We start from the raw sequence: 23445 nt of genomic DNA on the forward strand, positions 1-23445 counted from the left end.
CCCAGGGCATTTGACGCCGGCCCGGCCAGGCCGCAGAATCGGCGGCAGAAGGGGAGTAGCTCCCAGACGTTGTCGCCGTCAATTCGAGCCCGCAGGCTCCGGTGCAACGGCAGTTCCGGCCCATCGGAACTGCGAGCGAGACCTTCGCCGTACTGGCGAAGCTCTGTCCCTGGATCCCCTCCCGATCCTCCGTTGCAGATCCTCGCCGTCCGGCTTGAGGCATTTTTCATTTTCCCAACGGACAAACCCATGCAGACGATCGGTAATTTGTGGTTGTGGGGCGGCTTCGCAGCGGTGGTGGTCATCGCCCTGCTGGTCGACCTCGTATTGATGCGCCATGGTGGCCCGCACAAGGTCACCTTCAAGGAGGCCCTGTGGTGGTCCATCGGCTGGGTCGCGCTGGCCCTGGCCTTCAACGGCGGCCTCTGGTTCTACCTGAACGAGACGGCCGGCCAGGTCGTGGCCAACAAGGTCGGCCTGGAGTTCCTGACCGGCTACCTGGTCGAGAAGGCGCTGGCGGTGGACAACATCTTCGTCTTCCTGATGATCATGAGCTACTTCGCGGTGCCGGAGGAACAGCGCCAGAAGGTGCTGATCATCGGCATCCTGGGTGCGATCGTGCTGCGTACGATCATGATCTTCGCAGGCAGCGTGCTGATCACCCAGTTCCATTGGCTGCTCTACGTGTTCGGCGCCTTCCTGCTCTTCACCGGCTGGAAGATGTGGTTCGCCGCGGGCCAGGAGCCTGACCTGGAAGCCAACCCGGCCCTGCGCTGGATGCGCAAGCACCTGCGCCTGCTGCCGGACTACGAAGGCAACGCGATGAGCGTCAAGCGCGACGGCGTGCGCTGGTTCACCCCGCTGTTCGCGGTGCTGATCCTGATCGCAGTGACCGACGTGATCTTCGCGGTGGACAGCATCCCGGCGATCTTCGCGATCACCACCGACCCATTCATCGTGCTGACCTCCAACGTGTTCGCGGTGCTCGGCCTGCGTGCGATGTTCTTCCTGCTGGCCGGCATGGCCGACCGCTTCCACCTGCTGCCGTACGGCCTGGCCCTGGTGCTGGCCTTCATCGGCATCAAGATGATGATCATCGACCTGTTCAAGATCCCGACCCCGATCTCGCTGGGCGTGGTCGCGGTGATCATCGCTGCCACGGTGGTGCTGAGCCTGAAGAATCCGCCGAAGGAAGGCGGCGCCTGATCCAGGCGGATTGAAGGATGCGGCCGGTGGATTGTCCCGCCGGCCGCACCCACTCTCCCGCAGCGGTGGCCTTGGTTTCGCGCCGGCCACCGCCATTGCTGAGGGTATGAACACGAACGCGCCCCTGCCCGCCGGCGACGCGCCGGCCGACCGCAACGACCGCACGCGCATCCTGCGCGCCTTCAATGCCAGCCTGGCCGCCGTGCTGGTGCTGGTGGCCGTGTTCGCCCTGCAGGACCATTTCGACTGGCGACCCTGGGCCGTGGCACCGCTGGAAGCCAAGGGACTGCTCGGCCTGATCGGCGGACCGCTGCTGCATGCATCGATCGAACACATCGCCGCCAACAGCGCCGCGATCCTGATCCTCGGCACCCTCGCCGGCAGCGTCTATCCCAAGGCCACGCTACGTGCCCTGCCCCTGCTCTGGGTCGGTTCGGGCATCGGTGCGTGGATGCTGGGCAACCCCGGCAGCTTCCATCTCGGCGCCAGTGGCGTCACCCACGGCCTGATGTTCCTGCTGGCCAGCCTCGGCCTGCTGCGCCGCGACCGCGCGGCCATCGCCACCGGGTTGATCGGCATGCTGTTCTACGGCGGCATGCTGATGACCGTGCTGCCGCACGCCGACGGCGTGTCCTGGCAGTCGCACATGGGCGGTGCCTTCGCCGGCATCATCGCTGCGCTGCTGTTCCGCAACGCCGATCCCTTGCCACCGCGCCCGCGTTACAGCTGGGAAGACGAGGAAGAAGAGATCGAGCCGCTGGCCGACGACGAACTCGAGCCGCCGTCGCCGCAGCGCGTGCCGGTACTGTGGCAGCCGCGCGAAGGGCAGGACTATGTGGTTGTCCCGTTCCGCCGGCCGGAAGACCCGCGCGTTTGAGCTGTGACGGGGTCGGATCCCCGAAGGGGCTCTGCCCCCGATCACCGATGACCCGGTGGCCGCCGACCTTGGTCGGCGCTCCTGCCTCCGGCGTTCATGCCCCCGCAGCGACCGCGTGCCAACCAAGGTTGGCACCTACCACCGGCGCATCAATCCGCCGCGTTTCCCGCCGCGCCCATTCCATCCACCGCCTGCCGGCCGAGCGCCGGGTCATCGGTGAAGAACGCATCGATGCCGGTCGCCAGATAGGCGCGCATCTCGGCGATCGACCCTTCCGCATTGCGCGCGTTGTCGGCACCCTTGCGCAGGTTGCTGGCCTGGAAGTGGTTCTCCGGGCGGAACGTATACGGGATCACCATCAGACCCACCGCGTGCGCATCGCGCACCAGCGACGTCGGCGTGCCCAGCGCACCGTTGGCATCCAGCGGGATGATCGAGCGCAGCTCCGGGCCGATGCCATCGGCATAGGCCGCGACGTCCTTCAGACCCGCCGGGGTCATCATCTGCGCATAGGTCAGCGCGCCGCCGGCCTTGGCGATGTCGGCCGGCTGGGTATCGCCCTTCCACAGCAGCTGCAGCAGGCGGATGTTGCTGCCACGCGGGATCTTGCCGCGCAGGTAACGCAGGTTGGCGGTCTCGAACGACTGGATGGTGACCGGGCCTACGTTGGTATAGGCGTTGCCACGCAGCGCAGCCAGCACCTTGTCTTCCATCGGCAGGCCGATCGACTGGAAATAGGTCGGGTGCTTGATCTCCGGCACCAGGCCGATGCCACGGTTGGCACGACCTGCCTGCTGGACCAGGAACGCCAGGATCTCGTCCAGGCTGGCGATGCGGAACTGGCCGTCATAGGCGGTGCTGCGGAACTCCGGCAGGCGCTCGCGGGCGTACAGGGTCTTCAGCTCGGCCAGGGTGAAGTCTTCGGTGAACCAGCCTTCGACCGTCTGCCCATCGATGACCTTGCGGGTCTTCCGCTTGGCGAATTCCTTGTGCTCGGCCACATCGGTGGTGCCACCGATCTCGTTCTCGTGGCGGGCCACCATCACCCCGTCCTTGGTCATCACCAGGTCCGGTTCGATGTAATCGGCACCGTCGGCGATGGCCTGCGCATAGGCCGCCAAGGTGTGCTCGGGCAGCAGCGCGCTTGCGCCGCGATGACCGTAGACCGACACCTTGGGCGCGGCCGGAGGGGTGGATTCAGCACTCATGGCCACCGATGGTGCCACGGCCAGCGACAACAGCAACGCACGACCCCACGACTTCACTGCGACTTCCCCAAGCGGTTTGTGATGGGCGTCAGTATGCGGCGGGAATGTGACAGGTTGGGGGAGCCGGGGTCGGATCCCTGAAGGGGCTCCGACCCCAATCTGCCAGATACGGATCTCCAAGATCCGGTAGTCGCCGACCTTGGTCGGCGCTCTGCTCTTGGGGTTCCATGGCCCCGGATGCCCGGTGCCAACCAAGGTTGGCATCTACCAGAGCGTGAGCCGTGCGATTGATCGATGTCGGGGATCAGAGCCCCTTCGGGGATCTGACCCGGCCTTATTTGCCGATGCAGAAACTGGAGAAAATCCTTCCCAGCAGGTCATCGGCACTCATCTGCCCGGTGATTTCACCCAGCGCATCGTGCGCCAGCCGCAGCTCTTCCGCTGCCAGCTCCAGGTGCTCGTGCACCAGCTCTCCGTCCGCCCGCTGCGCATGTTCCTGCGCGCGCTCGATGGCATCCACGTGGCGGGTACGCGCGGAGAACTCACCGTCCACCTGCTCCCCCGCGCCGGCCGAGGCGATCGAACGCAGGCGTGCATGCAGGTCGTCCAGTCCCGCGCCGGTGGCAGCGGAGACAAACAAGCGATCCGCATCGTCCAGCACCGGCATCGCATCCAGTAGATCCGACTTGTTGTGGATGTACACCTTGTGTGGCACCGCCTTCATCGCATCACCGATAGCTGCTTCGCCCGCAGCCGGGTCGCGCGCATCCAGCACGATCAGGGCCAGGTCGGTGCGTTCGATCTCCGCGTGGGCGCGGCGCATGCCTTCGCGTTCGATGGCATCGCCGCCATCGCGCAGGCCGGCGGTGTCGACCAGGGTCAGTTCAAGTCCGTCCAGCCGGATGGTCTCGCGCAGCGTGTCGCGGGTGGTGCCGGCGATGTCGGTGACGATGGCACGCTCGCTGCCGGCCAGCGCGTTCAACAGTGAACTCTTGCCGGCATTCGGTGGGCCGATCAGCACGGCATGCAGGCCATCGCGCAGGCGACGGCCGCGCTCGGCATCACGACGCAGCAAGGCCAGGTCGCTGCGGGCTTGCTCGAGCCCGCGCCGCACCTGTGCACCGCCCAGCGTGTCCAGCGGCTCATCGGCGAAATCGATGGCCGCTTCCACGTGGATGCGCAGCAGCACCAGCTGTTCAACCACTGCGTCGATACGACGCGAGAACACACCATCCAGCGAACGGCGTGCAGCACGTGCGGCGCGGTTGTCACCGGCGGCGATCAGATCGGCGATGGCTTCGGCCTGGGCCAGGTCGAGCTTGCCGTTGAGAAACGCGCGCTCGCTGAACTCGCCCGGCCGCGCCTGGCGCGCGCCCAGCGCGATGCAGCGTGCAACCAGTTGCTGCAGCAACACCGGGCTGCCATGGCCCTGCAGCTCCACCACTTCTTCGCCGGTGAAGCTGTTTGGTGCAGGGAACCACAGCACGATGCCATCGTCGATTACCTCACCGTCGGCATCGCGCAGGCGCGCGTAGTGCGCATGGCGCGGGCGCAGCGTCGGTGCGCCGAGCGCGTTGGCGATGGCTGCGGCGCGCGGGCCTGACAGGCGCAGCAGGCCGACGCCTCCCGCACCGGGTGCGCTGGCGATGGCTACGATGGTGTCGGTACGGATCGCGTCGTTCATTGCTCAGAGCTTCTCCAGCTGCGCGCGCGCCTGTGCCGCACCACTGCCTTGCGGCTGCAGCGCCAGGTAGGTGGTGTAGGCCTGCTTCGCCTTGGCCTTCTCGCCCGCGTGGAAGTAGGCATCGCCCAGGTTGAGATGGGCCACCGCGCGCGACGGATCGATCTTCAGTGTGTTCTCCAGCCAACGCGCCGCTTCGGCGTAGCGTTGCTGGCGGTAGTAGACGAAGCCGAGGTTGTTGGCCGCCTGGGCGAAATCCGGGCGCAGCTTCAACGCCTCGGCGAACTGCACGGCAGCTTCGTCGTAGCGCTTCTCGCGGTACAGCTGCAGGCCACGGTCGTTGGCCTGCTGCGAGCGCTGGCGGTCCGAGGCCGGTCCGGCCGTCGGCACCACCAGCTTGGCCTTGCCGCCCTGCAGGTCGGCCACGGTCACTGGCGCCTCACTGTTCTTGGCGTCCTGGGCGGCATCAACCTTGTTGTTCAGGGCGATCGCATCGGCAGTCAGCTGGCGCGTGTCGGCGTTGAGGTATTCCTGGCTGTCCGGCACCTGGAACACGAACTCGCCGCCCTGCGAGCCGGGCAGGCTGCCGAACGCAGGCGTCTGGTGCGAGACCGCCGACACCGCCGGCGCCACATAGGCGGCCAGCTCGGTACCGGTGATCAGGCCATCGCCATTGAGGTCGCCCTTACCGGCCAATGCCTGCAGCAGCACCCAGGTAAACACCGAGTGTCCGTTCGGGCCGGCATCGGCCACCTGCTGGTCGGCACCACCGGCGGTCAGCATCTGCCGCGCGCTGCGGCGCGCGTTCTCGCGCAGGAACGACGACGAGGACGGACCGCCGCGGGTCAGGCCGAGGCCGCTGTAGCAGGCATCCATCACGAACATCACATGCTTGGCCTGCATGCTCTCGGCGATATTCTGGATGTCGGTCATCGCGATGGCATCGGTGGCGAATTCCTTCGGGTCCGAATCGACCGGGATGATGTAGCCCAGGTCACGACCGGAGGCGAGCTGGCGCGTCGCGCCATGGCCGGCGAAGAACACGAACACGCGATCATTCCTGCCGGTGCGGTCATCGGACAACCGGTCGTGGAAGGCGGCCAGGATGTTGTTGCGGGTGGCCTGTTCGTTCTTCAGCACGATCACCTGCGAGGACGGGAAGCCGAACTGCCCGGTCAGCGTATCGGCCACCGCCTGCGCGTCGTGGCTGGCGTACTCCAGCTTCGGCCACTTGGCATAGTTGTCGATGCCGACCACGATCGCCCACGATTTTTCATAGCCGGTGGTGACGGTGGCATCGCGGTCGCTGCCCTTGCGCGGGCGGGCGACGCTGAAGTCGCGGCCATTCCAGCCAGCGAACTGGTAGCCGTCGGCGATCAGCCGATCCAGGATCTGCGGCAGTGCCTTCACCGCGCGGTCGTGGATATCATGGAACAGGATGATGCCGCGCTGCTCCTTGTTCACCTGGTCGAGCACGCGCTGCACGATCGACTCAGGCACCGGGTCGGCCCAGTCCATCGAATCGATGTTCCACATGATCGACTTCAGCCCCGCTTCGTTGAGCAGCTGCAGGCCTTCGGCGTTGCGCGCGCCATACGGGAAGCGGAACAGCGGCGCGCGCTTGCTGTCGACGTCCTTCAGCAGGGTGTCGGTGTCCAGCACCTGCTGGCGCAGCGCATCGCCGGTGGTGCGCGACAGCTGCGCATGGGTCAGGCTGTGGTTGCCGACGGCGTAGCCCTCTTCCATCAGGTTGCGGCTGATCTTCGCCATCGGCCCGAGGCTGACCTTGCCGTCGGTCTCGACCTTGCCGAGGTTGCGGCCGACTTCGAAGAACACGCCCGGTACGTCGTAGCGCTTGAGGATGGCCACCACTTCGTCGGTATAGGCCTTGTGCGGGCCATCGTCGAAGGTCAGCACCACCGTCTTCGGCGGCAGGTCGCGGCCGAAGATCTCACGATCGCTGTCCTTCATCGACATCGGGTACGGCTCGATCACGCCGTAGTCGCGCAGGATCGCTTCGCGGCTGTAGTCCTTGTGCAGGTGCGCGATGTAGTCGTCCCACTTCTCGCGCTTCAGTTCGATGGCACGGGTGCGCTCGAAGCGGCTGAAGATGCGGGTCAGTTCCTGGTTGTAGTTGCGCTCGATCTCGTCCAGCGCCTCCAGGTCTTCGCCGATGCGCTGGTGCAGCTTCACCGCCGGCAACGAGGAATCAGCGCCGATGCGTTCGTGCAGATCACGCAGCACTTCGCGGAACGCCAGGCGATCGGCATCGAACAGTTCCGGCGCCGACTCGATGTAATCCAGCACCGTGCCCAGGGTAGCGAAGCGCTGCGGGCTGCTACCGCGCAGCAGCGTGTCGAACTGCGCGGCAATGGCGCTGCGCTGTTCCAGGCCATCGTGGAACAGCTGCTGGCCGATGCGGGTGGAGGTGGTGCGATCGGCCGCGGACTGCTGTTCCTCGTCGGCCAGCAGCACGATGATCCGGCGATAGCCGTCGAGCTGCTTCTGCAATGCGCCCAGCAGCGGTGCAGCGGCCGGATCGGCGGCGGCGGCAGCCTGTGCGCTCGGCTGGGTGACCGCCGCCGGTGCCTGCGCGTCCTTGTCGCCGCAGCCGGCCACGAGCAGGGTCAGCAGCAGGCTGGGCAGGAACAGGCGGAACGACGGCGCACGCGGCATGGCGGACTCGAACAAAGGGGGATGGTGTGCCGGCGATTCTAACGCCGCATGCGAAAAGCCCGCCTTGCGGCGGGCCTTTGCTGGGTCGATCGACCCTGGGAAGCAGTCGACCAAGGTCGACGTCTACCTCTTACTTTTTCTTGGCCGGGGCGGTGGCCGCCGTGGCCGGCATCGGATCGCTGCCGTGACGCTTGGTCATCCACCACTGCTGCAGCAGGCCCAGGCCACCGTTGACCACCCAGTACAGGACCAGGCCGGACGGCATGAAGGCCATCATGACGCCGAACACCAGCGGCATGAACTGCATCATCTTCTGCTGCATCGGGTCCATGCCCGGTGCCGGCGTCAGCTTCTGGGTGAACCACATCACCGCCACGTTGATCACCGGCAGGATGAAGTACGGATCGCGTGCGGTCAGGTCCTGGATCCAGCCGAACCAGGGCGCCTGGCGCAGTTCGACCGATTCCACCAGCACCCAGTACAGGGCGAAGAAGATCGGCATCTGGATGAGGATCGGCAGACAGCCGCCCATCGGATTGATCTTTTCCTTCTTGTACAGCTCCATCATCGCGGTCTGGAACTTCTGGCGATCATCGCCATAGCGTTCCTTCAACTGCGCGATGCGCGGCTGGAAGCGACGCATCTTGGCGCCACTCTTGTACTGCGTCGCCGACAGCGGGTACAGCACGATCTTCAGCAGCACCACCAGGCCAACGATGGCCCAGCCCCAGTTGCCCACCAGCTTGTGCACCTGGTTGAGCACCCAGAACAGGCCCTGGCCGATCACCGCCATCATCGAGAAGCGGCTGTAGTCGACCACACGGTCCAGACCCGGCACGTCTTCCTTGGCGATCAGGTTGACCAGCTTCGGGCCGACCCACAGGCGGGCCTCGGTGCTGGTGGACTGGCCGGGGGCCACGGTGAAGGCCGGGCCGCGCGCTTCGATCAGGTCACGACCGGCCACCTGCGACAGCACGTAGTGTGCGGTCTGGTCCTTCTGCGGGATCCAGGCGGTGAAGAAGTGGTGCTGCAGCATCGCCAGCCAACCACCGGTGATGTTCTGGTTCAGCGCGCCATCGTCCAGGTAATCCTTGAACGCACGACGCTGGTACTTCTTGTCGTTGTCGTACCAGGTGGCACCGTTGAAGCTGAACGAGTCCGGGTTGGTCATGCTCCGCGACAGGATGGTCGGGGTGCGGTCCAGGGTGCGGTAGACGTAGCCGTTCCACGGCGCGGCGCCAGCGTTGCTGACTTGGTCCTTGAAGCGGATCGCATACTCGTTGCGGCCCACGATCAGGGTGCGCTTGATGGTCACGCCGTTGTCGGCGGTCCACACGAACGGGACCTGCAGTTCGTTCTGGCCATTGGCCAGCACGAAGTCGCGGGTATCACCGACCAGCTTGAAGCCGTCGACGCCCGGCACCGGGGTGTTCTTGTCTTCGCTCGCCCAGCCGCTGATCGCGCTGTACGGATGTGCGGGATCTTCGGTCAGCAGGCGTACCGGCGGGCTGCCTTCGTCCTTGCTCTGCGGGAACTGCAGCAGTTCGGCATCGAGCACGCGGCCACCATCGAGCACCAGGCGCAGCACGTCGGTGGTGATGGTCACGCGCTGTGCGGACGGGGTGGCGCTGGCCTGGGCCTGTACAGCGGCCTGGCCCGGGGCACCGGGAACCTGTGCGCTGGGGATGCTGCCCGGGGTTGCACCCGGAACGCTCTGTGCGGCGGCCGGGGCCGAGCTGGTCGTCGGCGCCGGGGTCGGGGCGGACTTCTCACGGCTCCACTCCATCCACAGCAGCACGGCCACCATCAGCCAGGCAAAGATCAGGAAAACACGGGTCTGGTTCATCAGCAGGCAGGCTCAGCGGGGCCGGGACGCGGTGCCGGCTCGGTGACGGAGGAAATGGCAATGCCATCAGGCGGCGGCATTGTGCCGTCCACGCCCGGCGCGGGCAATGCGCGCAGGCGCCGCAACAGGCGCAGGAAGGCCTGGCGGATATCTTCGTTGCTGGCGTGACGCGCAGCAGTACGAGCCACGACGACGAAGTCGCCTGGCTGTATGTCGGTTCGTGTCTGACGCAAGGCGTCGCGCAGGACGCGCTTGATCCGGTTACGCCCAACGGCGTGAGGATCGACCTTGCGGGAAACCGCCAGACCCAGCCTGGCCGGCCGGTCAGCCGGTAGCCAGTGCAGGGTCATCAGCGGATCGGACACACGGCGGGCGCCGTTGAAGACCGTTGAATATTCGGCACGCGTGCGAACCCGCGCAGAGCGAGGGAATCGCTTGCGCGGGTCTGCAGTATTCACTGTCGAATGGATTGCGTCTGCCGCTGGATGCGGCATGGCAATCAGGCGCTCAGGACTTTGCGGCCCTTGGCGCGGCGACGCGACAGGATCTTGCGGCCGTCAGCGGTCTTCATACGGGCACGGAAGCCGTGGTCGCGCTTACGCTTGAGGTTGCTGGGCTGGAAGGTGCGCTTGGTGGCCATGTGGGCCTCTCGTATGAATGGGACGGAAAGAACCGGAAATTTTAGAGAGGTATCCCCCCTCCCGTCAACCCCTGTCTGCTACGCCAATTCACCGGGCTGTGCAATAGCTGTGGATCTTTTTGTGAATAAGTAGGGGACAAGCATTCCGAAGGCGGGCGCTCGGTGGTAGGCTGAGCCATCCATTTCCCCCCTTTCAGGCCTGTGTTTGGGCGCCTTTTCGCGCCTATGCATCGGCCACCGGACAATTATTGCTGATGGATGCCTGGTCACGTAGTCTCGAGCGACTCGAGGCGGAGTTCCCGCCCGAGGATGTTCACACCTGGTTGAAGCCGCTGCAGGCCGATCTGCGCGCTGACAGCCTGGTGCTGTATGCACCGAATGCCTTCATTGTCGATCAGGTGCGCGAGCTGTACCTGCCGCGGATCCGCGAGCTGGTCACCCACTTTGCCGGTTTCGGCGACGTTTTTCTTGAAATCGGCTCGCGTCCGCGTCCCGTGGACGCGCAGATCGCGCCGGTTTCCAGCCATTCGGCGCAGGCGCCGGTGCAGCCGCAGGTCCCGTTCGCCGGCAACCTGGACAACCACTACACCTTCGCCAACTTCGTCGAAGGCCGCAGCAACCAGCTGGGTCTGGCCGCAGCATTCCAGGCGGCACAGAAGCCGGGCGACCGGGCGCACAATCCGCTGCTGTTGTACGGGGGCACCGGCCTGGGCAAGACCCACCTGATGTTCGCTGCCGGCAACGCGATGCGCCAGGCCAATCCGGGCGCCAAGGTGTTGTACCTGCGTTCGGAACAGTTCTTCAGCGCCATGATCCGGGCCTTGCAGGAAAAGACCATGGATCAGTTCAAGCGCCAGTTCCAGCAGGTCGACGCGCTGCTGATCGATGACATCCAGTTCTTCGCAGGCAAGGACCGCACCCAGGAAGAGTTCTTCCACACCTTCAACGCGTTGTTCGATGGCAAGCAGCAGATCATCCTGACCTGCGACCGCTATCCGCGCGAAGTCGAAGGCCTGGAAGCGCGCCTGAAGTCGCGGCTTGCCTGGGGCCTGTCGGTCGCGATCGAGCCGCCGGACTTCGAGACCCGCGCTGCGATCGTGCTGGCCAAAGCCCGCGAGCGTGGTGCCGAGATTCCCGATGACGTTGCGTTCCTGATTGCCAAGAAAATGCGCTCCAATGTGCGCGACCTCGAGGGCGCGCTGAATACCCTGACCGCCCGCGCCAACTTCACTGGCCGTGCGATCACCACCGAATTCGCCCAGGAAACCCTGCGCGACCTGCTGCGCGCCCAGCAGCAGGCGATCAGCATTCCCAACATCCAGAAAACCGTTGCCGACTACTACGGGCTGCAGATCAAGGATCTGCTGTCCAAGCGTCGGACCCGGTCGCTGGCCCGTCCGCGTCAGGTTGCCATGGCGCTGACCAAGGAACTGACCGAACACAGCCTGCCCGAAATCGGCGACGCCTTTGCCGGTCGTGATCACACCACGGTGCTGCATGCCTGCCGGCAGATCCGCACCCTGATGGAAGCCGACGGCAAGCTCCGCGAGGACTGGGACAAGCTGATCCGGAAGCTGAGCGAATGATGCACGTACGCCGATGAGGCGTCACCGCATAAAACGGTGCAGAATCCGGTAGCAAGCGCGGGACAGGGTGTGGATAAAAATGCCGTTGGATTTCGCGGAAGATTTATCCACAGCTTTCCCCACCCCTTGGGGGCTGGTAATGCAGAGGGTTTCGAAGCCTGAAACCCTTTTGTTTACAAAGACTTAGCTGTGTTTTCCAGCGATTCTGGCTCTACCAGCACCACCAAGCTTTTGATTTATTCCACATTTTTTTAAAGCATAGGGGCACGGAACCACATGCGTTTCACACTGCAGCGCGAAGCCTTTCTCAAGCCGTTGGCACAGGTCGTCAACGTGGTCGAACGCCGCCAGACCCTTCCGGTTCTGGCCAATTTCCTGGTGCAGGTGCAGAACGGCCAGCTGTCGCTGACCGGTACCGACCTGGAAGTGGAGATGGTGTCGCGGATCGCGGTTGAAGATGCCCAGGACGGCGAAACCACCATTCCCGCCCGCAAGCTGTTCGAGATCATCCGCGCCCTGCCTGATGGCAGCCGGATCACCGTCTCGCAGACCGGTGACAAGATCACCGTGCAGGCAGGACGCAGCCGCTTCACCCTGGCCACCCTGCCCTCCAACGACTTCCCGTCGGTGGACGAAGTGGAAGCCACCGAGCGCGTTGCGATCGGCGAAGCCACCCTGAAGGAGCTGATCGAGCGCACGGCGTTCGCGATGGCCCAGCAGGATGTGCGCTATTACCTCAACGGCCTGCTGTTCGACCTGCGCGGCGATGCCCTGCGCACCGTCGCTACCGATGGTCATCGCCTGGCCCTGTGCGAAACCGATCTGGCCAAGCCCAGCGGTTCCAAGCGCCAGATCATCGTGCCGCGCAAGGGCGTGACCGAACTGCAGCGCCTGCTGGAAAGCGGCGATCGCGAGATCGAGCTGGAAGTTGGCCGCAGCCACGTTCGTGTGAAGCGCGACGATGTCACCTTCACCTCCAAGCTGATCGATGGTCGCTTCCCGGATTACGAGGCAGTGATTCCGATCGGCGCCGACCGCGAAGTGAAGGTTGATCGCGAAGCACTCCGCGCCTCGCTGCAGCGTGCCGCGATCCTGTCCAACGAGAAGTACCGCGGCATCCGCGTCGAAGTCTCGCCGGGCAACCTGAAGATCAGCGCGCACAACCCGGAGCAGGAGGAGGCCCAGGAAGAAATCGAAGCCGACACCTCGGTCAGCGATCTGGCCATCGGCTTCAACGTGAACTACCTGCTGGATGCCCTCTCCGCCCTGCGCGACGAAGAAGTGATCATCCAGCTTCGCGACTCCAACTCCTCGGCGCTGGTGCGTGAATCGAGCAGTGAGAAGTCGCGTCATGTGGTGATGCCGCTGCGTCTCTGACAGCTGCGCCGTTCCACGTGGAACACATGGACGCCCGGGAATTCCCGGGCGTTTTTTTTTGTTCCACGTGGAGCATCGGTACGGGTACCCGCCCCTGTTGCCTGTTGGGCGAACCTGATTTCAATCCTGGTTCTGACGAAGGTGCATCAGAACCGGGAGGCATTGAACTCGCAAGCCGTCTCACGCACGACGTAGGTTGAAAATTCCTTGACGCCGTCAAACAGCGATCGCTCGTCCAGCTCTTTGCCTGGCCGTGCTGACTGCACTGTCCACAGCTCCCGTTCGCGGAATTTCGGGCCCTCCCTAGCTTCTAAATCTGGGTATAAATCAAAAGCTTGGTGGTGATGGTAGGGCCAGATTTCATGTAGAAGTAGGCTATGTTTTTGATTTAAAACAATTTTATAGGGCTGAAACCCCCTGTATATAGGCCATCAAGCCTGGGGGGGAACCTGTGGATAGTTTTGCAGCCAAGGAAAAAGGCCTTTTTTATCCACAGTTCGCCCACACCTTGTGTATAAGTCATACAGGCCCCCTGTGGATGGCGTGGAACGGATGCTTTGAATTTCTTGAAATCTGTGGAACCTGGCAGGACCACCGCCCCCAGATTTCAAGAAATTTTTGGAGTATTGACTGCCAGCCCAGCGCACTCCCAGGCCTTGTGTGCGTGTAACAGTCTCCGGATTGTTGAAATCTGGGCTCCTCAAGCCTTGGCCAGCTGCTGGATTTGAACGATCTCGGCCGCTGTCCGGTCGCCTGTCGCCGGCAGTCACGCCCCCGCCACGTGGAACACATGTTCTCCAACGTCGACAGGGCTCGCTGATGCCGGACCGTGTCCCGCCATGACGGCTGGCTTGACCAATGCAGTAAGCTGGATGATTCCCCGCCCCTCTACCGCCACGTGCGGATGGTCTGTCACATCCCATGCAGATTCGTCGTCTTGCCCTCCACCAGTTGCGTCGTTTCGATGCGGTGGAGCTGTCGCCCCAGCCAGGGGTGAATCTGCTTACCGGTGACAACGGCGCTGGCAAGACCAGCGTCCTTGAAGCGTTGCATTTGATGGCCTATGGGCGGAGTTTCCGCGGGCGGGTACGCGATGGCCTGGTCCGTCAGGGCCATGAAGCCCTGGACGTCTTCGTGGAATGGGACGAGCAACGCGGTGATCTGCCCCCGCAGCGGCGAAAAGCAGGGCTGCGGCACAGTGGGCAGGAGTGGAAGGGCCGTCTGGATGGCGAAGACGTGGCCCAGCTCGGCAACCTGTGTGCCGCTCTGGCGGTGGTCACCTTTGAACCAGGCAGCCATGCCTTGGTGAGTGGTGGTGGTGAACCGCGTCGGCGTTTCCTGGATTGGGGCCTGTTCCACGTGGAACCAGACTTCCTTTCCCTGTGGCGGCGCTATTCGCGGGCTCTGAAGCAGCGCAACGCCCTGCTCAAGCAAGGCGGGCCGTCTCGGATGCTCGATACCTGGGATCACGAGCTGGCCGAGGCGGGAGAGCCGCTGACCAGTCGTCGGCAGCACTACCTGGAGCGGCTGCAGTCCCGGACGATCGCCTTGGCCGAGGCATTGGCTCCTCAGCTGGGAATTGTGGGCATGAACCTGAGCCCCGGCTGGCGCCGAAGTGAGGTTCCACTGGCCGATGCACTGTTGCTGGCACGCGAACGCGACCGTCAGGCGGGTTACACCTCGCTGGGCCCGCACCGCGCAGACTGGAGCGTGGCGTTTCACAGCATTCCAGGTCGCGATGCGCTCTCGCGCGGCCAGGCCAAGCTCACCGCCCTCGCCTGTCTGCTGGCTCAGGCGGAGGATTACGCCGAGCAGCGTGGCGAGTGGCCCGTCATTGCGCTGGACGATCTGGCCTCGGAGCTGGATCGCACCCACCAGAGCCGGGTACTGCACCGTTTGTTGGCGGCGCCGGCGCAGATCTTCATCACCGCAACAGAAACGCCTGCGGCCCTGGAGACCCTGAGCAACATCGCCCGGTTCCACGTGGAACATGCACAGATCGTGGCTGTGCCATAGTGGGCACGGCAAGGCCGCTCAGCCCCGGCTGGTATAATTCAGGCTGCTATCCCTTCATTCTCGGCACATCGCTCAAAGCGGTGTCCGACCTGCGGAGCCTACGGCAAGCGCAATGACCGACGAACAGAACACCCCGGCAAACAACGGCAACTACGACGCCAACAGCATTACGGCCCTGGAAGGCCTGGAGGCTGTCCGCAAGCGCCCAGGCATGTACATCGGCGATGTACATGACGGCACCGGCCTGCATCACATGGTGTTCGAGGTCGTCGACAACTCGATCGACGAAGCCCTCGCCGGCCATGCCGACCACGTCTCGGTGACGATCCATGCCGACGGCTCGGTTGGAGTGTCCGACAACGGTCGCGGCATTCCGACGGGCAAGCACGAGCAGATGAGCAAAAAGCTCGACCGCGACGTGTCTGCTGCCGAAGTCGTGATGACGGTCCTGCACGCAGGCGGCAAGTTCGACGACAACAGCTACAAGGTTTCCGGCGGCCTGCACGGCGTGGGCGTCAGCGTGGTCAACGCGCTGTCGCAGAAGCTGGTCCTGGATATCTACCAGGGCGGTTTCCACTACCAGCAGGAATACGCCGACGGCGCAGCACTGCATCCGCTCAAGCAGGTCGGTCCCAGCACCAAGCGCGGTACGACCCTGCGCTTCTGGCCCTCGGTAAAGGCTTTCCACGACAACGTGGAATTCCACTACGACATCCTGGCCCGTCGCCTGCGCGAACTGTCCTTCCTCAATTCCGGCGTCAAGATCGTGCTGGTGGACGAGCGTGGTGATGGCCGCCGCGACGACTTCCATTACGAGGGTGGCATCCGCAGCTTCGTGGAGCATCTGGCGCAGCTGAAGACGCCGTTGCATCCGAACGTGATCTCGGTAAGCGGCGAATCCAACGGCATCACCGTGGAGGTGGCGCTGCAGTGGACCGACTCCTACCAGGAGACGATGTACTGCTTCACCAACAACATTCCGCAGAAGGACGGCGGTACCCACCTGGCCGGCTTCCGCGGCGCCTTGACCCGCGTGCTCAACAACTACATCGAGCAGAACGGCATCGCCAAGCAGGCCAAGATCAACCTGACCGGCGATGACATGCGCGAAGGCATGATCGCGGTATTGTCGGTGAAGGTGCCGGACCCGAGCTTCTCCAGCCAGACCAAGGAAAAGCTCGTCAGCTCGGATGTGCGCCCGGCCGTGGAAAGCGCGTTCGGCCAGCGCCTGGAAGAGTTCCTGCAGGAAAACCCGAACGAAGCCAAGGCCATCGCCGGCAAGATCGTCGACGCTGCCCGTGCCCGCGAAGCGGCGCGCAAGGCGCGTGACCTGACCCGCCGCAAGGGTGCGCTGGATATCGCCGGCCTGCCGGGCAAGCTGGCCGACTGCCAGGAAAAGGATCCGGCGCTGTCCGAACTGTTCATCGTCGAGGGTGACTCGGCAGGTGGTTCGGCCAAGCAGGGCCGCAACCGCAAGAACCAGGCCGTGCTGCCGCTGCGCGGCAAGATCCTCAACGTGGAACGTGCACGCTTCGACCGCATGCTGGCGTCCGACCAGGTGGGTACGCTGATCACCGCGCTGGGCACCGGTATCGGTCGCGACGAGTACAACCCGGACAAGCTGCGTTACCACAAGATCATCATCATGACCGACGCCGACGTCGACGGCGCGCACATCCGCACCCTGCTGCTGACGTTCTTCTACCGTCAGATGCCGGAGCTGATCGAGCGCGGTTATGTCTATATCGGCCTGCCGCCGCTGTACAAGATCAAGCAGGGCAAGCAGGAGCTGTACCTGAAGGACGATCCGGCACTGGACAGCTATCTGGCCAGCAGCGCGGTGGAAAATGCCGGGCTGGTGCCGGCCAGCGGCGAGCCGCCGATCGATGGCGTGGCGCTGGAAAAGCTGTTGCTCGCCTACGCTGCCGCGCAGGACACGATCAACCGCAATACCCACCGTTACGATCGCAACCTGCTCGAAGCGCTGGTCGACTTCATGCCGCTGGAGCTGGAAAACCTGCGCACTGCAGGTCCTGGCGAAGGCCTGGACGCGCTGGCCAAGCACCTCAACCAAGGCAACCTCGGCAGCGCCCGTTTCACCCTGGAACTGCAGGAACCCAACGAGCAGCGTCCGGCTGCAGTGCTGGTCACGCGCAGCCACATGGGCGAACAGCACATCCAGGTGCTGCCGCTGTCTGCGCTGGAAAGCGGCGAACTGCGCGGCATCCACCAGGCAGCGCAGCTGCTGCACGGTCTGGTCCGCGAAGGCGCGGTCATCACCCGTGGCGCCAAGTCGATCGAGATCGACTCGTTCGCGCAGGCCCGCAACTGGCTGCTGGACGAAGCCAAGCGCGGCCGTCAGATCCAGCGATTCAAGGGTCTGGGTGAAATGAATCCGGAACAGCTGTGGGATACCACCGTGAATCCCGATACCCGTCGCCTGCTGCAGGTACGTATCGAAGACGCGGTGGCCGCTGACCAGATCTTCAGCACCCTGATGGGGGATGTGGTCGAGCCGCGTCGTGACTTCATCGAAGACAACGCGTTGAAGGTCGCCAACCTGGATATCTGACACAATCGGATCGTGGCCGGCGCGCGGGGAGGTGCGCCGGCTTTTGTCCCTTGATCGCAGGTAATCGATGTCCGCTTCCGCCCCGGTTTCCGCTCCGCCGCCGGTCCCGCCGGCAACCGCAGCCGCCCGCGCCTCCTCGCCGCTGGCAGGTTTTTTCATTGATCTGGGCATCGCCGCCGTCACCCTGTTCGGGTTGAGCCTGGTGAGTGGTCTGGTCTGGGGGCTCTACCGCGGCATCGTGGTGGGTTATGCCAGCGCCAAATCCGGCGGCGGCACGCCTGATACGGCAGCGGTCGCCCAGCAGCTCGGCCAACCCGGTGCGCTCGGGCAGATCCTGATGGCACTGGTCGCTACCGGCGGCGCAGCGCTGCTGGTGTATTTCTGGCGCCGACCGGCCAACGCTGACGAACGCCAGCGCTCGCGGGACGCACTCCGTCGCCCCTCCACCTGGGGCTGGACGCTGCTGGTTGCCAGCGCGATCGTGATCGGCAGCAACGGTATCGCCTTCGTGGCCAAGCAGATGGGCATCGAGCCGGTGCCGACAAACCTCGAACTGATGCAGAACGCGGTTGCCCGTTTTCCGCTGTTCCTGACGTTGTTTGCCGTGGTGCTTGCACCCGCCTACGAAGAACTGCTGTTCCGCCGTGTCCTGTTCGGGCGTCTGTGGCAGGCCGGACGGCCGTGGCTGGGGATGATCCTGAGCAGCCTGGCGTTCGCGCTCATCCATGAAATTCCCGGTACCAGCGCCAATGGCCCGGCCGAGATCGCACAGCTGTGGCTGGTCTATGGCGGCATGGGCGCTGCATTCTGCTGGCTGTACCGCCGCACTGGCACCTTGTGGGCGGCGATCGCCGCACATGCACTGAACAACGCCGTGGCGCTTGCAGCCCTGGTGTTTTTCGGGGCAACGTAAGGCTCTGTCCGCTTGACGAAAGATTAAGCAGACCCGTTACACACTGGGCTTCTGAACACGGGGGTGGGTCCATGAAACAACTGCTGTTGGCCATCGTCATCACCACTCTGGTCAGCGCCTGCGCGACCACCACCTCGCCCACCGGACGTCGGCAGATGGTGGGCGGCGTGTCGCAGGCACAGCTGGATCAGCTGGGTGCGCAGGCATTCGCTGAGACCAAGCAGAAAGAGAAGATCAGCAGCGACGGCCGCCAGAACGGCTACGTGCAATGCGTGGTCAATGCGCTCGTCGCACAGCTGCCGCCTCAGTACCGTGGCGTACGGTGGGAGACGGCGGTGTTCGTCGACAAGGAACCCAACGCCTTCGCCCTGCCCGGCGGCAAGGTCGGGGTCAACACCGGCATCTTCACCGTCGCCAAGAACCAGGATCAGCTGGCCGCAGTGATCGGCCATGAGATCGGCCACGTGATCGCCCGCCACCATGAAGAGCGCATCACCCGGCAGATGGGCGCGCAGACCGGATTGGCGGTGCTCGGGGCACTCGCGGGCGCGTATGGTGGCGAAGGCGCGGCCAGCACGGTCAACCAGCTCGGCGGGATGGGGGCGCAGACCGCGTTCCTGTTGCCCGGCTCACGCACCCAAGAGAGCGAGGCCGATGTGATCGGTCAGCGGTTGATGGCCGAGGCCGGATTCAACCCTGCCCAGGCGGTCGATCTGTGGCAGAACATGATGGCCGCCAGTGGCGGTCGCAGCCCGCAATGGTTGTCCACCCATCCCGATCCAGCCAATCGGATCAGGGAGTTGCAGCGTGATGTACCGGCGCTCGGCCCCGTCTACCAGCAGGCCCAGGCGGCCGGACGCCGTCCAAAGTGTGGCTGAGTGCGCAGATTCATGCTGTATTGCAGCACATAAAACGATTTCTCACGCCATCTGTTTCTGATACGTTTGGCGGCTCAGATTTTTCTGACAGTCCGACTTTGCCGCTACCGGCGGTTCGATCGAGGTGAACGATGATTTTCCGTAACCACAAAGCTGTGCTTTCCGTCCTCATCGCCACTGCCCTGACCGGCGCCGTGGTCACCGATGCGTTCGCGCAGTCCTCGCGTTCGTCCGAGCGTGGCAACCGTGGCGGCAAGCAGGCCAAGGCCGAAGTGCTGTTCCCGAACGCGACCCGCCAGGAACCGGCAGCGAAGTCGTCGGCCAAGCTGGGCAGCAAGCTGCAGAAGATGATTGACAGCTACAACAAGGAAAAGTTCCCGGAGACCCGCACGCTGGCCGACGAGATCCTGGCCAACGAAGGCGCCAACGAGTACGACAAGTCGCTGGCCGCGCAGCTCGCCTCCCAGGCGGCCTACCAGACCGACGACACCGCAGCCGCCATCGCCTACCTGAAGCAGGTGCTGCAGTTCAACGGCCTGGACAACAACGGCCACTTCCAGTCGATGCTGATGCTCGGCCAGCTGCAGATCCAGGAAGACAAGACCGCTGAAGGCCTGGCGACCCTGGACAAGTACTTCGCCGAGAGCAAGTCGACCAAGCCGGAAGAGCTGATCATCAAGGGCCAGGCGCTGTACCAGCTGGAGCGCTACCAGGAAGCGATCCCGGTGCTGAAGCAGGCCATCGCCGGCGCTGCCGAGCCGAAGGACAACTGGAACCAGCTGCTGATGGCCGCGCTGGCCGAAGCCGGCCAGACCGGTGAGGCCGTGCAGGCTGCCGAAGCACTGGCCGCCAAGAACCCGAATGACAAGAAAGCGCAGCTGAACCTGGCCAACATGTACATGCAGGCCGACCAGATGCCGAAGGCCGCCGCGGTGATGGACAAGCTGCGCAGCAGCGGTCAGCTCACCGAAGAGCGCGAGTACAAGCAGCTGTACTCGATCTATGCCAACACCGAGAACAAGGAAAAGGACGTCATCGCGGTCATCAACGAAGGGTTGCAGAAGGGCATCCTGAAGCCGGATTACCAGGTCTACCTGGCACTGGCCCAGTCCTACTACTACTCCGACCAGGTGCCGCAGGCGATCGATGCGTGGCAGAAGGCCGCCCCGCTCTCCAAGGACGGTGAGACCTACCTGAATCTGGCACGTGTTTTGCACAGTGAAGGTCGTGTCCCGGAGGCCAAGCAGGCCGCCCAGCAGGCGCTGGCGAAGGGCGTGAAGAACCAGGCTGATGCCAAGAAAATCATCAACCTGAAGTAAGTAGGAATAACGCCTGAACGCCTGCCCAGTTGATGCGCAAGCGCTCAGGATTGGTATAAGCTTGGAGGTTCCTGCGGTGTCATGCACCGCTGATCAGGGATCCCGCCCCCGGGATTCCGGCCCCACTATTGAGCTCTTGGCGCATGACGGAACAACTAGTCGTTCACCGGTACGAACAACCCGATGACTCGGGGCTGAGCTGGCCTCGCATCGTCGGTATCGCGTTTGTAATCGCCCTGCATCTGGCGGCCTTCATGATGCTCCTGATTCCCGCCGTGGCTCCCAAGGCCGTGACGGAGAAGGAGCGCAACGTCATGGTGACCATCGTCGACGCACCGCCGCCGCCGCCGCCACCGCCGCCGCCGCCGCCGCCGCAGGACACCCCGCCGCCGCCGGTGAAGAATCTGTCGCCGCCGAAGCCGTCGCCCGTCCCGCCGCCGCCGCAGGCGCCGGTCGTCGACGTGCCGGAACCGCGCGCGAACGATATCGTCACCCCCCCGTCGCCGCCGTCGCCGCCGGCACCGCCGACCTCGATCGAGGCCAGCGTGGACATCTCGTCGAAGGCCATGAATCCGCCGCGCTATCCGCCGGCCGCCTTCCGCGCTGGTATCCAGGGCGAAGTGATCCTGATCATTGATGTCGATGCCCAGGGCAACGTCACCAATGTCACGGTGGAAAAGTCCAGCCGTAACCGCGATCTGGACCGTGCTGCGATGGAAGCTGCCCGCAAGTGGCGTTTCAACGCCGCCGAAGCTGGCGGTAAGAAGGCTGCTGGCCGCGTCCGCGTCCCGGTCAACTTTGCGCTGAACTGATGCGCCCGGGTGGCCGCCTGGCCACCCTCGCCTCCAGTTCGATTGTTTAGCTTAGCTACACCCTTTATCACCACACACAACAAAGGTAAGCGTCATGCTGCAGGAAATTTTCATCGCCGCTGCTGCCGGGGGCAATCCGTCCAACGCCCTGTCGCAGATGGGCTTCGAGCATCTGATCCACGAAATGACCACCAAGCCGGGTGATTTCGCGGTTTCCTGGGTCGTGCTGCTGACCCTGGTCGTCATGTCCGCCATGTCCTGGTACTGGACCGTCATCAACATCTTCCGTGCTACCCGCCTGAAGAGCGCCGCTGATCGCGTCGTCAGCCTGTTCTGGGATACCCCGAACGCGCAGGACGCCATCCGTGCAATGGAAGAGCAGCCGGCTTCGGAGCCGTTCTCGAAGATCGCTCTGGACGCTGCCCAGGCTGCTGCGCACCACCAGCGTGCTGAAGGCGGCGCCGTCGGCGGCGTGGGTGAGAACCTGAGCCGTTCGGAGTTCGTCGACCGCGCTCTGCGCCAGGCCGTGACCCGCGAAAGCAACAAGCTGCAGTCGGGCATGACCCTGCTGGCCACCGTCGGTGCAACCGCTCCGTTCGTCGGTCTGCTGGGTACCGTGTGGGGCATCTACGGCGCGCTGATCAAGATCGGTGCCACCGGCTCCGCTTCGATCGACGCCGTTGCCGGCCCGGTGGGTGAAGCACTGATCATGACCGCCATCGGTCTGTTCGTCGCGATCCCGGCCGTGTTCGCCTTCAACTTCTTCAGCAAGATCAACAGCGCGACCATCAGCAAGTTCGATACCTTCGCGCACGACCTGCACGACTTCTTCGCCACCGGTTCGCGCGTCCGCTAATTGCGACGCGCTGTACCCGCGAGAACGTAGTCACCAAGATCTAGACGGAGCCCGTTATGGCTTTCAGTAGTGGTAACAGCGGCGGCCCCATGGCCGACATCAACGTTACGCCCCTCGTGGACGTGATGCTGGTGCTGCTGATCATCTTCATCATCACGGCGCCGCTGATGTCCCACAAGGTCAAGGTGGATCTGCCGGAGGCCAATCTGGTCCAGAAGCCGGACGACACCAACGACCGCAAGGGTCCCATCACCCTGGCAGTCAAGGAAGACGGTTCGATCTACTGGAACGACGAAGAGATCAACAAGCAGACTCTCGAGTCGCGCTTGGCGACCGCCGCCCAGCAGACCCCGCAGCCGCCGTTGAACCTGCGTGGTGACCGCACCACCAAGATGCGTGTCATCAACGAGATGACCAAGATCGCGCAGGAACAGGGCATGCTGGACGTCGGCTTCGTGGCGACCAAAGAGAAGGGGCAATAAGCCATGGCATTCAGTAGTGGTGGTGGCAAAGGCCCCATGGCAGACATCAACGTCACGCCCCTCGTGGACGTGATGCTGGTGCTGCTGATCATCTTCATCGTCACCGCGCCGATCATGACGTACCCGATCGCCGTGGACCTGCCGCAGCGCGTGCTCAACCCACCGCCGCAGCTGGTCGAACCGCCGCCGCCGATCGAGTTGAAGATCGACGCCAGCAACCAGGTCTCGTGGAACAACAGCCCGATCAACGCAAGCGAACTGCAGCAGCGGATGGAGCAGGAGGTCCAGCGTGACCCGACCAACCAGCCGGAACTGCGGATCGATGCCAGCCCGGATTCGGAGTACGACGTGATGGCCAAGGTTCTGGCCGCCGCGAAGAATGCTCAGATGAAGAAGATCGGCTTCGTGCAGCAGTAAATCGCTACACCGCAATACATCAGTCATGACGCGACTGCAGACGCCCCTGGAAACAGGGGCGTCTTTTTTTGAATGACATGCCT

General features: G+C 64.1%; 19 protein-coding genes. 13 read left to right on the forward strand and 6 right to left on the reverse strand.

Annotation, left to right across the window (positions count from 1 at the left end; all coding sequences use genetic code 11):
- Positions 1–249 precede the first annotated feature (249 nt).
- On the forward strand, positions 250–1206 hold the full coding sequence (locus CR156_RS19780; RefSeq protein WP_025875596.1) for a TerC family protein: 957 nt from the start codon (positions 250–252) through the stop codon (positions 1204–1206).
- Positions 1207–1312: 106 nt separating this feature from the next.
- Complete coding sequence (locus CR156_RS19785) at positions 1313–2083, forward strand: rhomboid family intramembrane serine protease (protein WP_100554267.1); 771 nt, start codon at positions 1313–1315, stop codon at positions 2081–2083.
- Positions 2084–2232: 149 nt separating this feature from the next.
- Here CR156_RS19785 and CR156_RS19790 read toward each other — a convergent pair whose 3' ends face one another.
- The 6 genes from CR156_RS19790 to rpmH all read right to left on the reverse strand — a co-directional run bounded on the left by CR156_RS19790 (position 2233) and on the right by rpmH (position 10134).
- Positions 2233–3348: a glycerophosphodiester phosphodiesterase gene (locus CR156_RS19790; protein WP_100554268.1), complete on the reverse strand. Its 1116-nt coding sequence runs from the start codon at positions 3346–3348 to the stop codon at positions 2233–2235.
- 277 nt (positions 3349–3625) lie between these two features.
- Positions 3626–4975, reverse strand: coding sequence for a tRNA uridine-5-carboxymethylaminomethyl(34) synthesis GTPase MnmE (gene mnmE, locus CR156_RS19795; RefSeq protein WP_100554269.1), 1350 nt, complete (start codon positions 4973–4975; stop codon positions 3626–3628).
- Positions 4976–4978: 3 nt separating this feature from the next.
- Entirely contained in the window at positions 4979–7648 is a 2670-nt protein-coding gene (locus tag CR156_RS19800) for a polysaccharide deacetylase family protein (protein ID WP_100554507.1), read from the reverse strand.
- 130 nt (positions 7649–7778) lie between these two features.
- The gene (gene yidC, locus CR156_RS19805; RefSeq protein WP_100554270.1) at positions 7779–9494 is read right to left on the reverse strand and encodes a membrane protein insertase YidC; all 1716 of its coding nucleotides are present in this window, start codon (positions 9492–9494) and stop codon (positions 7779–7781) included.
- Positions 9494–9988: a ribonuclease P protein component gene (gene rnpA, locus CR156_RS19810; protein WP_025875580.1), complete on the reverse strand. Its 495-nt coding sequence runs from the start codon at positions 9986–9988 to the stop codon at positions 9494–9496. The genes yidC and rnpA overlap by 1 nt, the downstream gene beginning before the upstream one ends.
- Before the next feature lie 5 nt (positions 9989–9993).
- Positions 9994–10134 (reverse strand): 50S ribosomal protein L34, encoded by a 141-nt coding sequence (gene rpmH / locus CR156_RS19815; protein WP_006404565.1) that lies wholly within the window; start codon positions 10132–10134, stop codon positions 9994–9996.
- Positions 10135–10388: 254 nt separating this feature from the next.
- Here rpmH and dnaA point away from each other — a divergent pair, with 254 nt between their 5' ends.
- From dnaA to CR156_RS19870, 11 genes are all read left to right on the forward strand, one after another.
- A complete protein-coding gene (gene dnaA, locus CR156_RS19820) occupies positions 10389–11720 on the forward strand; it encodes a chromosomal replication initiator protein DnaA (RefSeq protein ID WP_089241915.1) in 1332 nt (443 codons plus the stop codon).
- Between the two features lie 276 nt (positions 11721–11996).
- Entirely contained in the window at positions 11997–13097 is a 1101-nt protein-coding gene (gene dnaN, locus CR156_RS19825) for a DNA polymerase III subunit beta (protein WP_100554271.1), read from the forward strand.
- A gap of 921 nt (positions 13098–14018) precedes the next feature.
- Positions 14019–15113 carry a DNA replication/repair protein RecF gene (gene recF, locus CR156_RS19830; protein ID WP_100554272.1) on the forward strand — a complete coding sequence of 365 codons (1095 nt, stop codon included), beginning with the start codon at positions 14019–14021 and terminating at the stop codon, positions 15111–15113.
- A 112-nt stretch (positions 15114–15225) separates the two neighbouring features.
- Positions 15226–17685: a DNA topoisomerase (ATP-hydrolyzing) subunit B gene (gene gyrB / locus CR156_RS19835; protein WP_100554273.1), complete on the forward strand. Its 2460-nt coding sequence runs from the start codon at positions 15226–15228 to the stop codon at positions 17683–17685.
- A 67-nt stretch (positions 17686–17752) separates the two neighbouring features.
- Positions 17753–18598, forward strand: a complete 846-nt coding sequence (locus CR156_RS19840; protein WP_100554274.1) for a CPBP family intramembrane glutamic endopeptidase — start codon at positions 17753–17755, stop codon at positions 18596–18598.
- Between the two features lie 71 nt (positions 18599–18669).
- Complete coding sequence (locus tag CR156_RS19845; protein WP_100554275.1) at positions 18670–19476, forward strand: M48 family metallopeptidase; 807 nt, start codon at positions 18670–18672, stop codon at positions 19474–19476.
- Between the two features lie 131 nt (positions 19477–19607).
- Complete coding sequence (locus CR156_RS19850) at positions 19608–20795, forward strand: tetratricopeptide repeat protein (protein WP_099819422.1); 1188 nt, start codon at positions 19608–19610, stop codon at positions 20793–20795.
- Positions 20796–20938: 143 nt separating this feature from the next.
- Positions 20939–21607, forward strand: coding sequence for an energy transducer TonB (locus tag CR156_RS19855; RefSeq protein WP_089241905.1), 669 nt, complete (start codon positions 20939–20941; stop codon positions 21605–21607).
- A gap of 94 nt (positions 21608–21701) precedes the next feature.
- Positions 21702–22463, forward strand: coding sequence for a TonB-system energizer ExbB (exbB, locus tag CR156_RS19860; RefSeq protein ID WP_025875552.1), 762 nt, complete (start codon positions 21702–21704; stop codon positions 22461–22463).
- 56 nt (positions 22464–22519) lie between these two features.
- Entirely contained in the window at positions 22520–22945 is a 426-nt protein-coding gene (locus CR156_RS19865) for an ExbD/TolR family protein (protein WP_012509603.1), read from the forward strand.
- A 3-nt stretch (positions 22946–22948) separates the two neighbouring features.
- A complete protein-coding gene (locus tag CR156_RS19870) occupies positions 22949–23362 on the forward strand; it encodes an ExbD/TolR family protein (protein ID WP_004132666.1) in 414 nt (137 codons plus the stop codon).
- The last annotated feature ends 83 nt before the right edge of the window (positions 23363–23445 follow it).

The organism is Stenotrophomonas lactitubi (assembly GCF_002803515.1).
In the GTDB taxonomy this organism is placed as follows: domain Bacteria; phylum Pseudomonadota; class Gammaproteobacteria; order Xanthomonadales; family Xanthomonadaceae; genus Stenotrophomonas; species Stenotrophomonas lactitubi.

Coding starts and splice junctions, on each gene's coding strand:
- yidC (WP_100554270.1), bottom strand. CDS start 9,494: ATGAACCAGACCCGTGTTTTCCTGATCTTTGCCTGGCTGATGGTGGCC.
- CR156_RS19840 (WP_100554274.1), top strand. CDS start 17,753: ATGTCCGCTTCCGCCCCGGTTTCCGCTCCGCCGCCGGTCCCGCCGGCA.
- CR156_RS19785 (WP_100554267.1), top strand. CDS start 1,313: ATGAACACGAACGCGCCCCTGCCCGCCGGCGACGCGCCGGCCGACCGC.
- recF (WP_100554272.1), top strand. CDS start 14,019: ATGCAGATTCGTCGTCTTGCCCTCCACCAGTTGCGTCGTTTCGATGCG.
- exbB (WP_025875552.1), top strand. CDS start 21,702: ATGCTGCAGGAAATTTTCATCGCCGCTGCTGCCGGGGGCAATCCGTCC.
- CR156_RS19845 (WP_100554275.1), top strand. CDS start 18,670: ATGAAACAACTGCTGTTGGCCATCGTCATCACCACTCTGGTCAGCGCC.
- CR156_RS19855 (WP_089241905.1), top strand. CDS start 20,939: ATGACGGAACAACTAGTCGTTCACCGGTACGAACAACCCGATGACTCG.
- CR156_RS19800 (WP_100554507.1), bottom strand. CDS start 7,648: ATGCCGCGTGCGCCGTCGTTCCGCCTGTTCCTGCCCAGCCTGCTGCTG.
- gyrB (WP_100554273.1), top strand. CDS start 15,226: ATGACCGACGAACAGAACACCCCGGCAAACAACGGCAACTACGACGCC.
- mnmE (WP_100554269.1), bottom strand. CDS start 4,975: ATGAACGACGCGATCCGTACCGACACCATCGTAGCCATCGCCAGCGCA.
- dnaA (WP_089241915.1), top strand. CDS start 10,389: ATGGATGCCTGGTCACGTAGTCTCGAGCGACTCGAGGCGGAGTTCCCG.
- CR156_RS19780 (WP_025875596.1), top strand. CDS start 250: ATGCAGACGATCGGTAATTTGTGGTTGTGGGGCGGCTTCGCAGCGGTG.
- CR156_RS19865 (WP_012509603.1), top strand. CDS start 22,520: ATGGCTTTCAGTAGTGGTAACAGCGGCGGCCCCATGGCCGACATCAAC.
- rpmH (WP_006404565.1), bottom strand. CDS start 10,134: ATGGCCACCAAGCGCACCTTCCAGCCCAGCAACCTCAAGCGTAAGCGC.
- rnpA (WP_025875580.1), bottom strand. CDS start 9,988: ATGCCGCATCCAGCGGCAGACGCAATCCATTCGACAGTGAATACTGCA.
- CR156_RS19850 (WP_099819422.1), top strand. CDS start 19,608: ATGATTTTCCGTAACCACAAAGCTGTGCTTTCCGTCCTCATCGCCACT.
- dnaN (WP_100554271.1), top strand. CDS start 11,997: ATGCGTTTCACACTGCAGCGCGAAGCCTTTCTCAAGCCGTTGGCACAG.
- CR156_RS19870 (WP_004132666.1), top strand. CDS start 22,949: ATGGCATTCAGTAGTGGTGGTGGCAAAGGCCCCATGGCAGACATCAAC.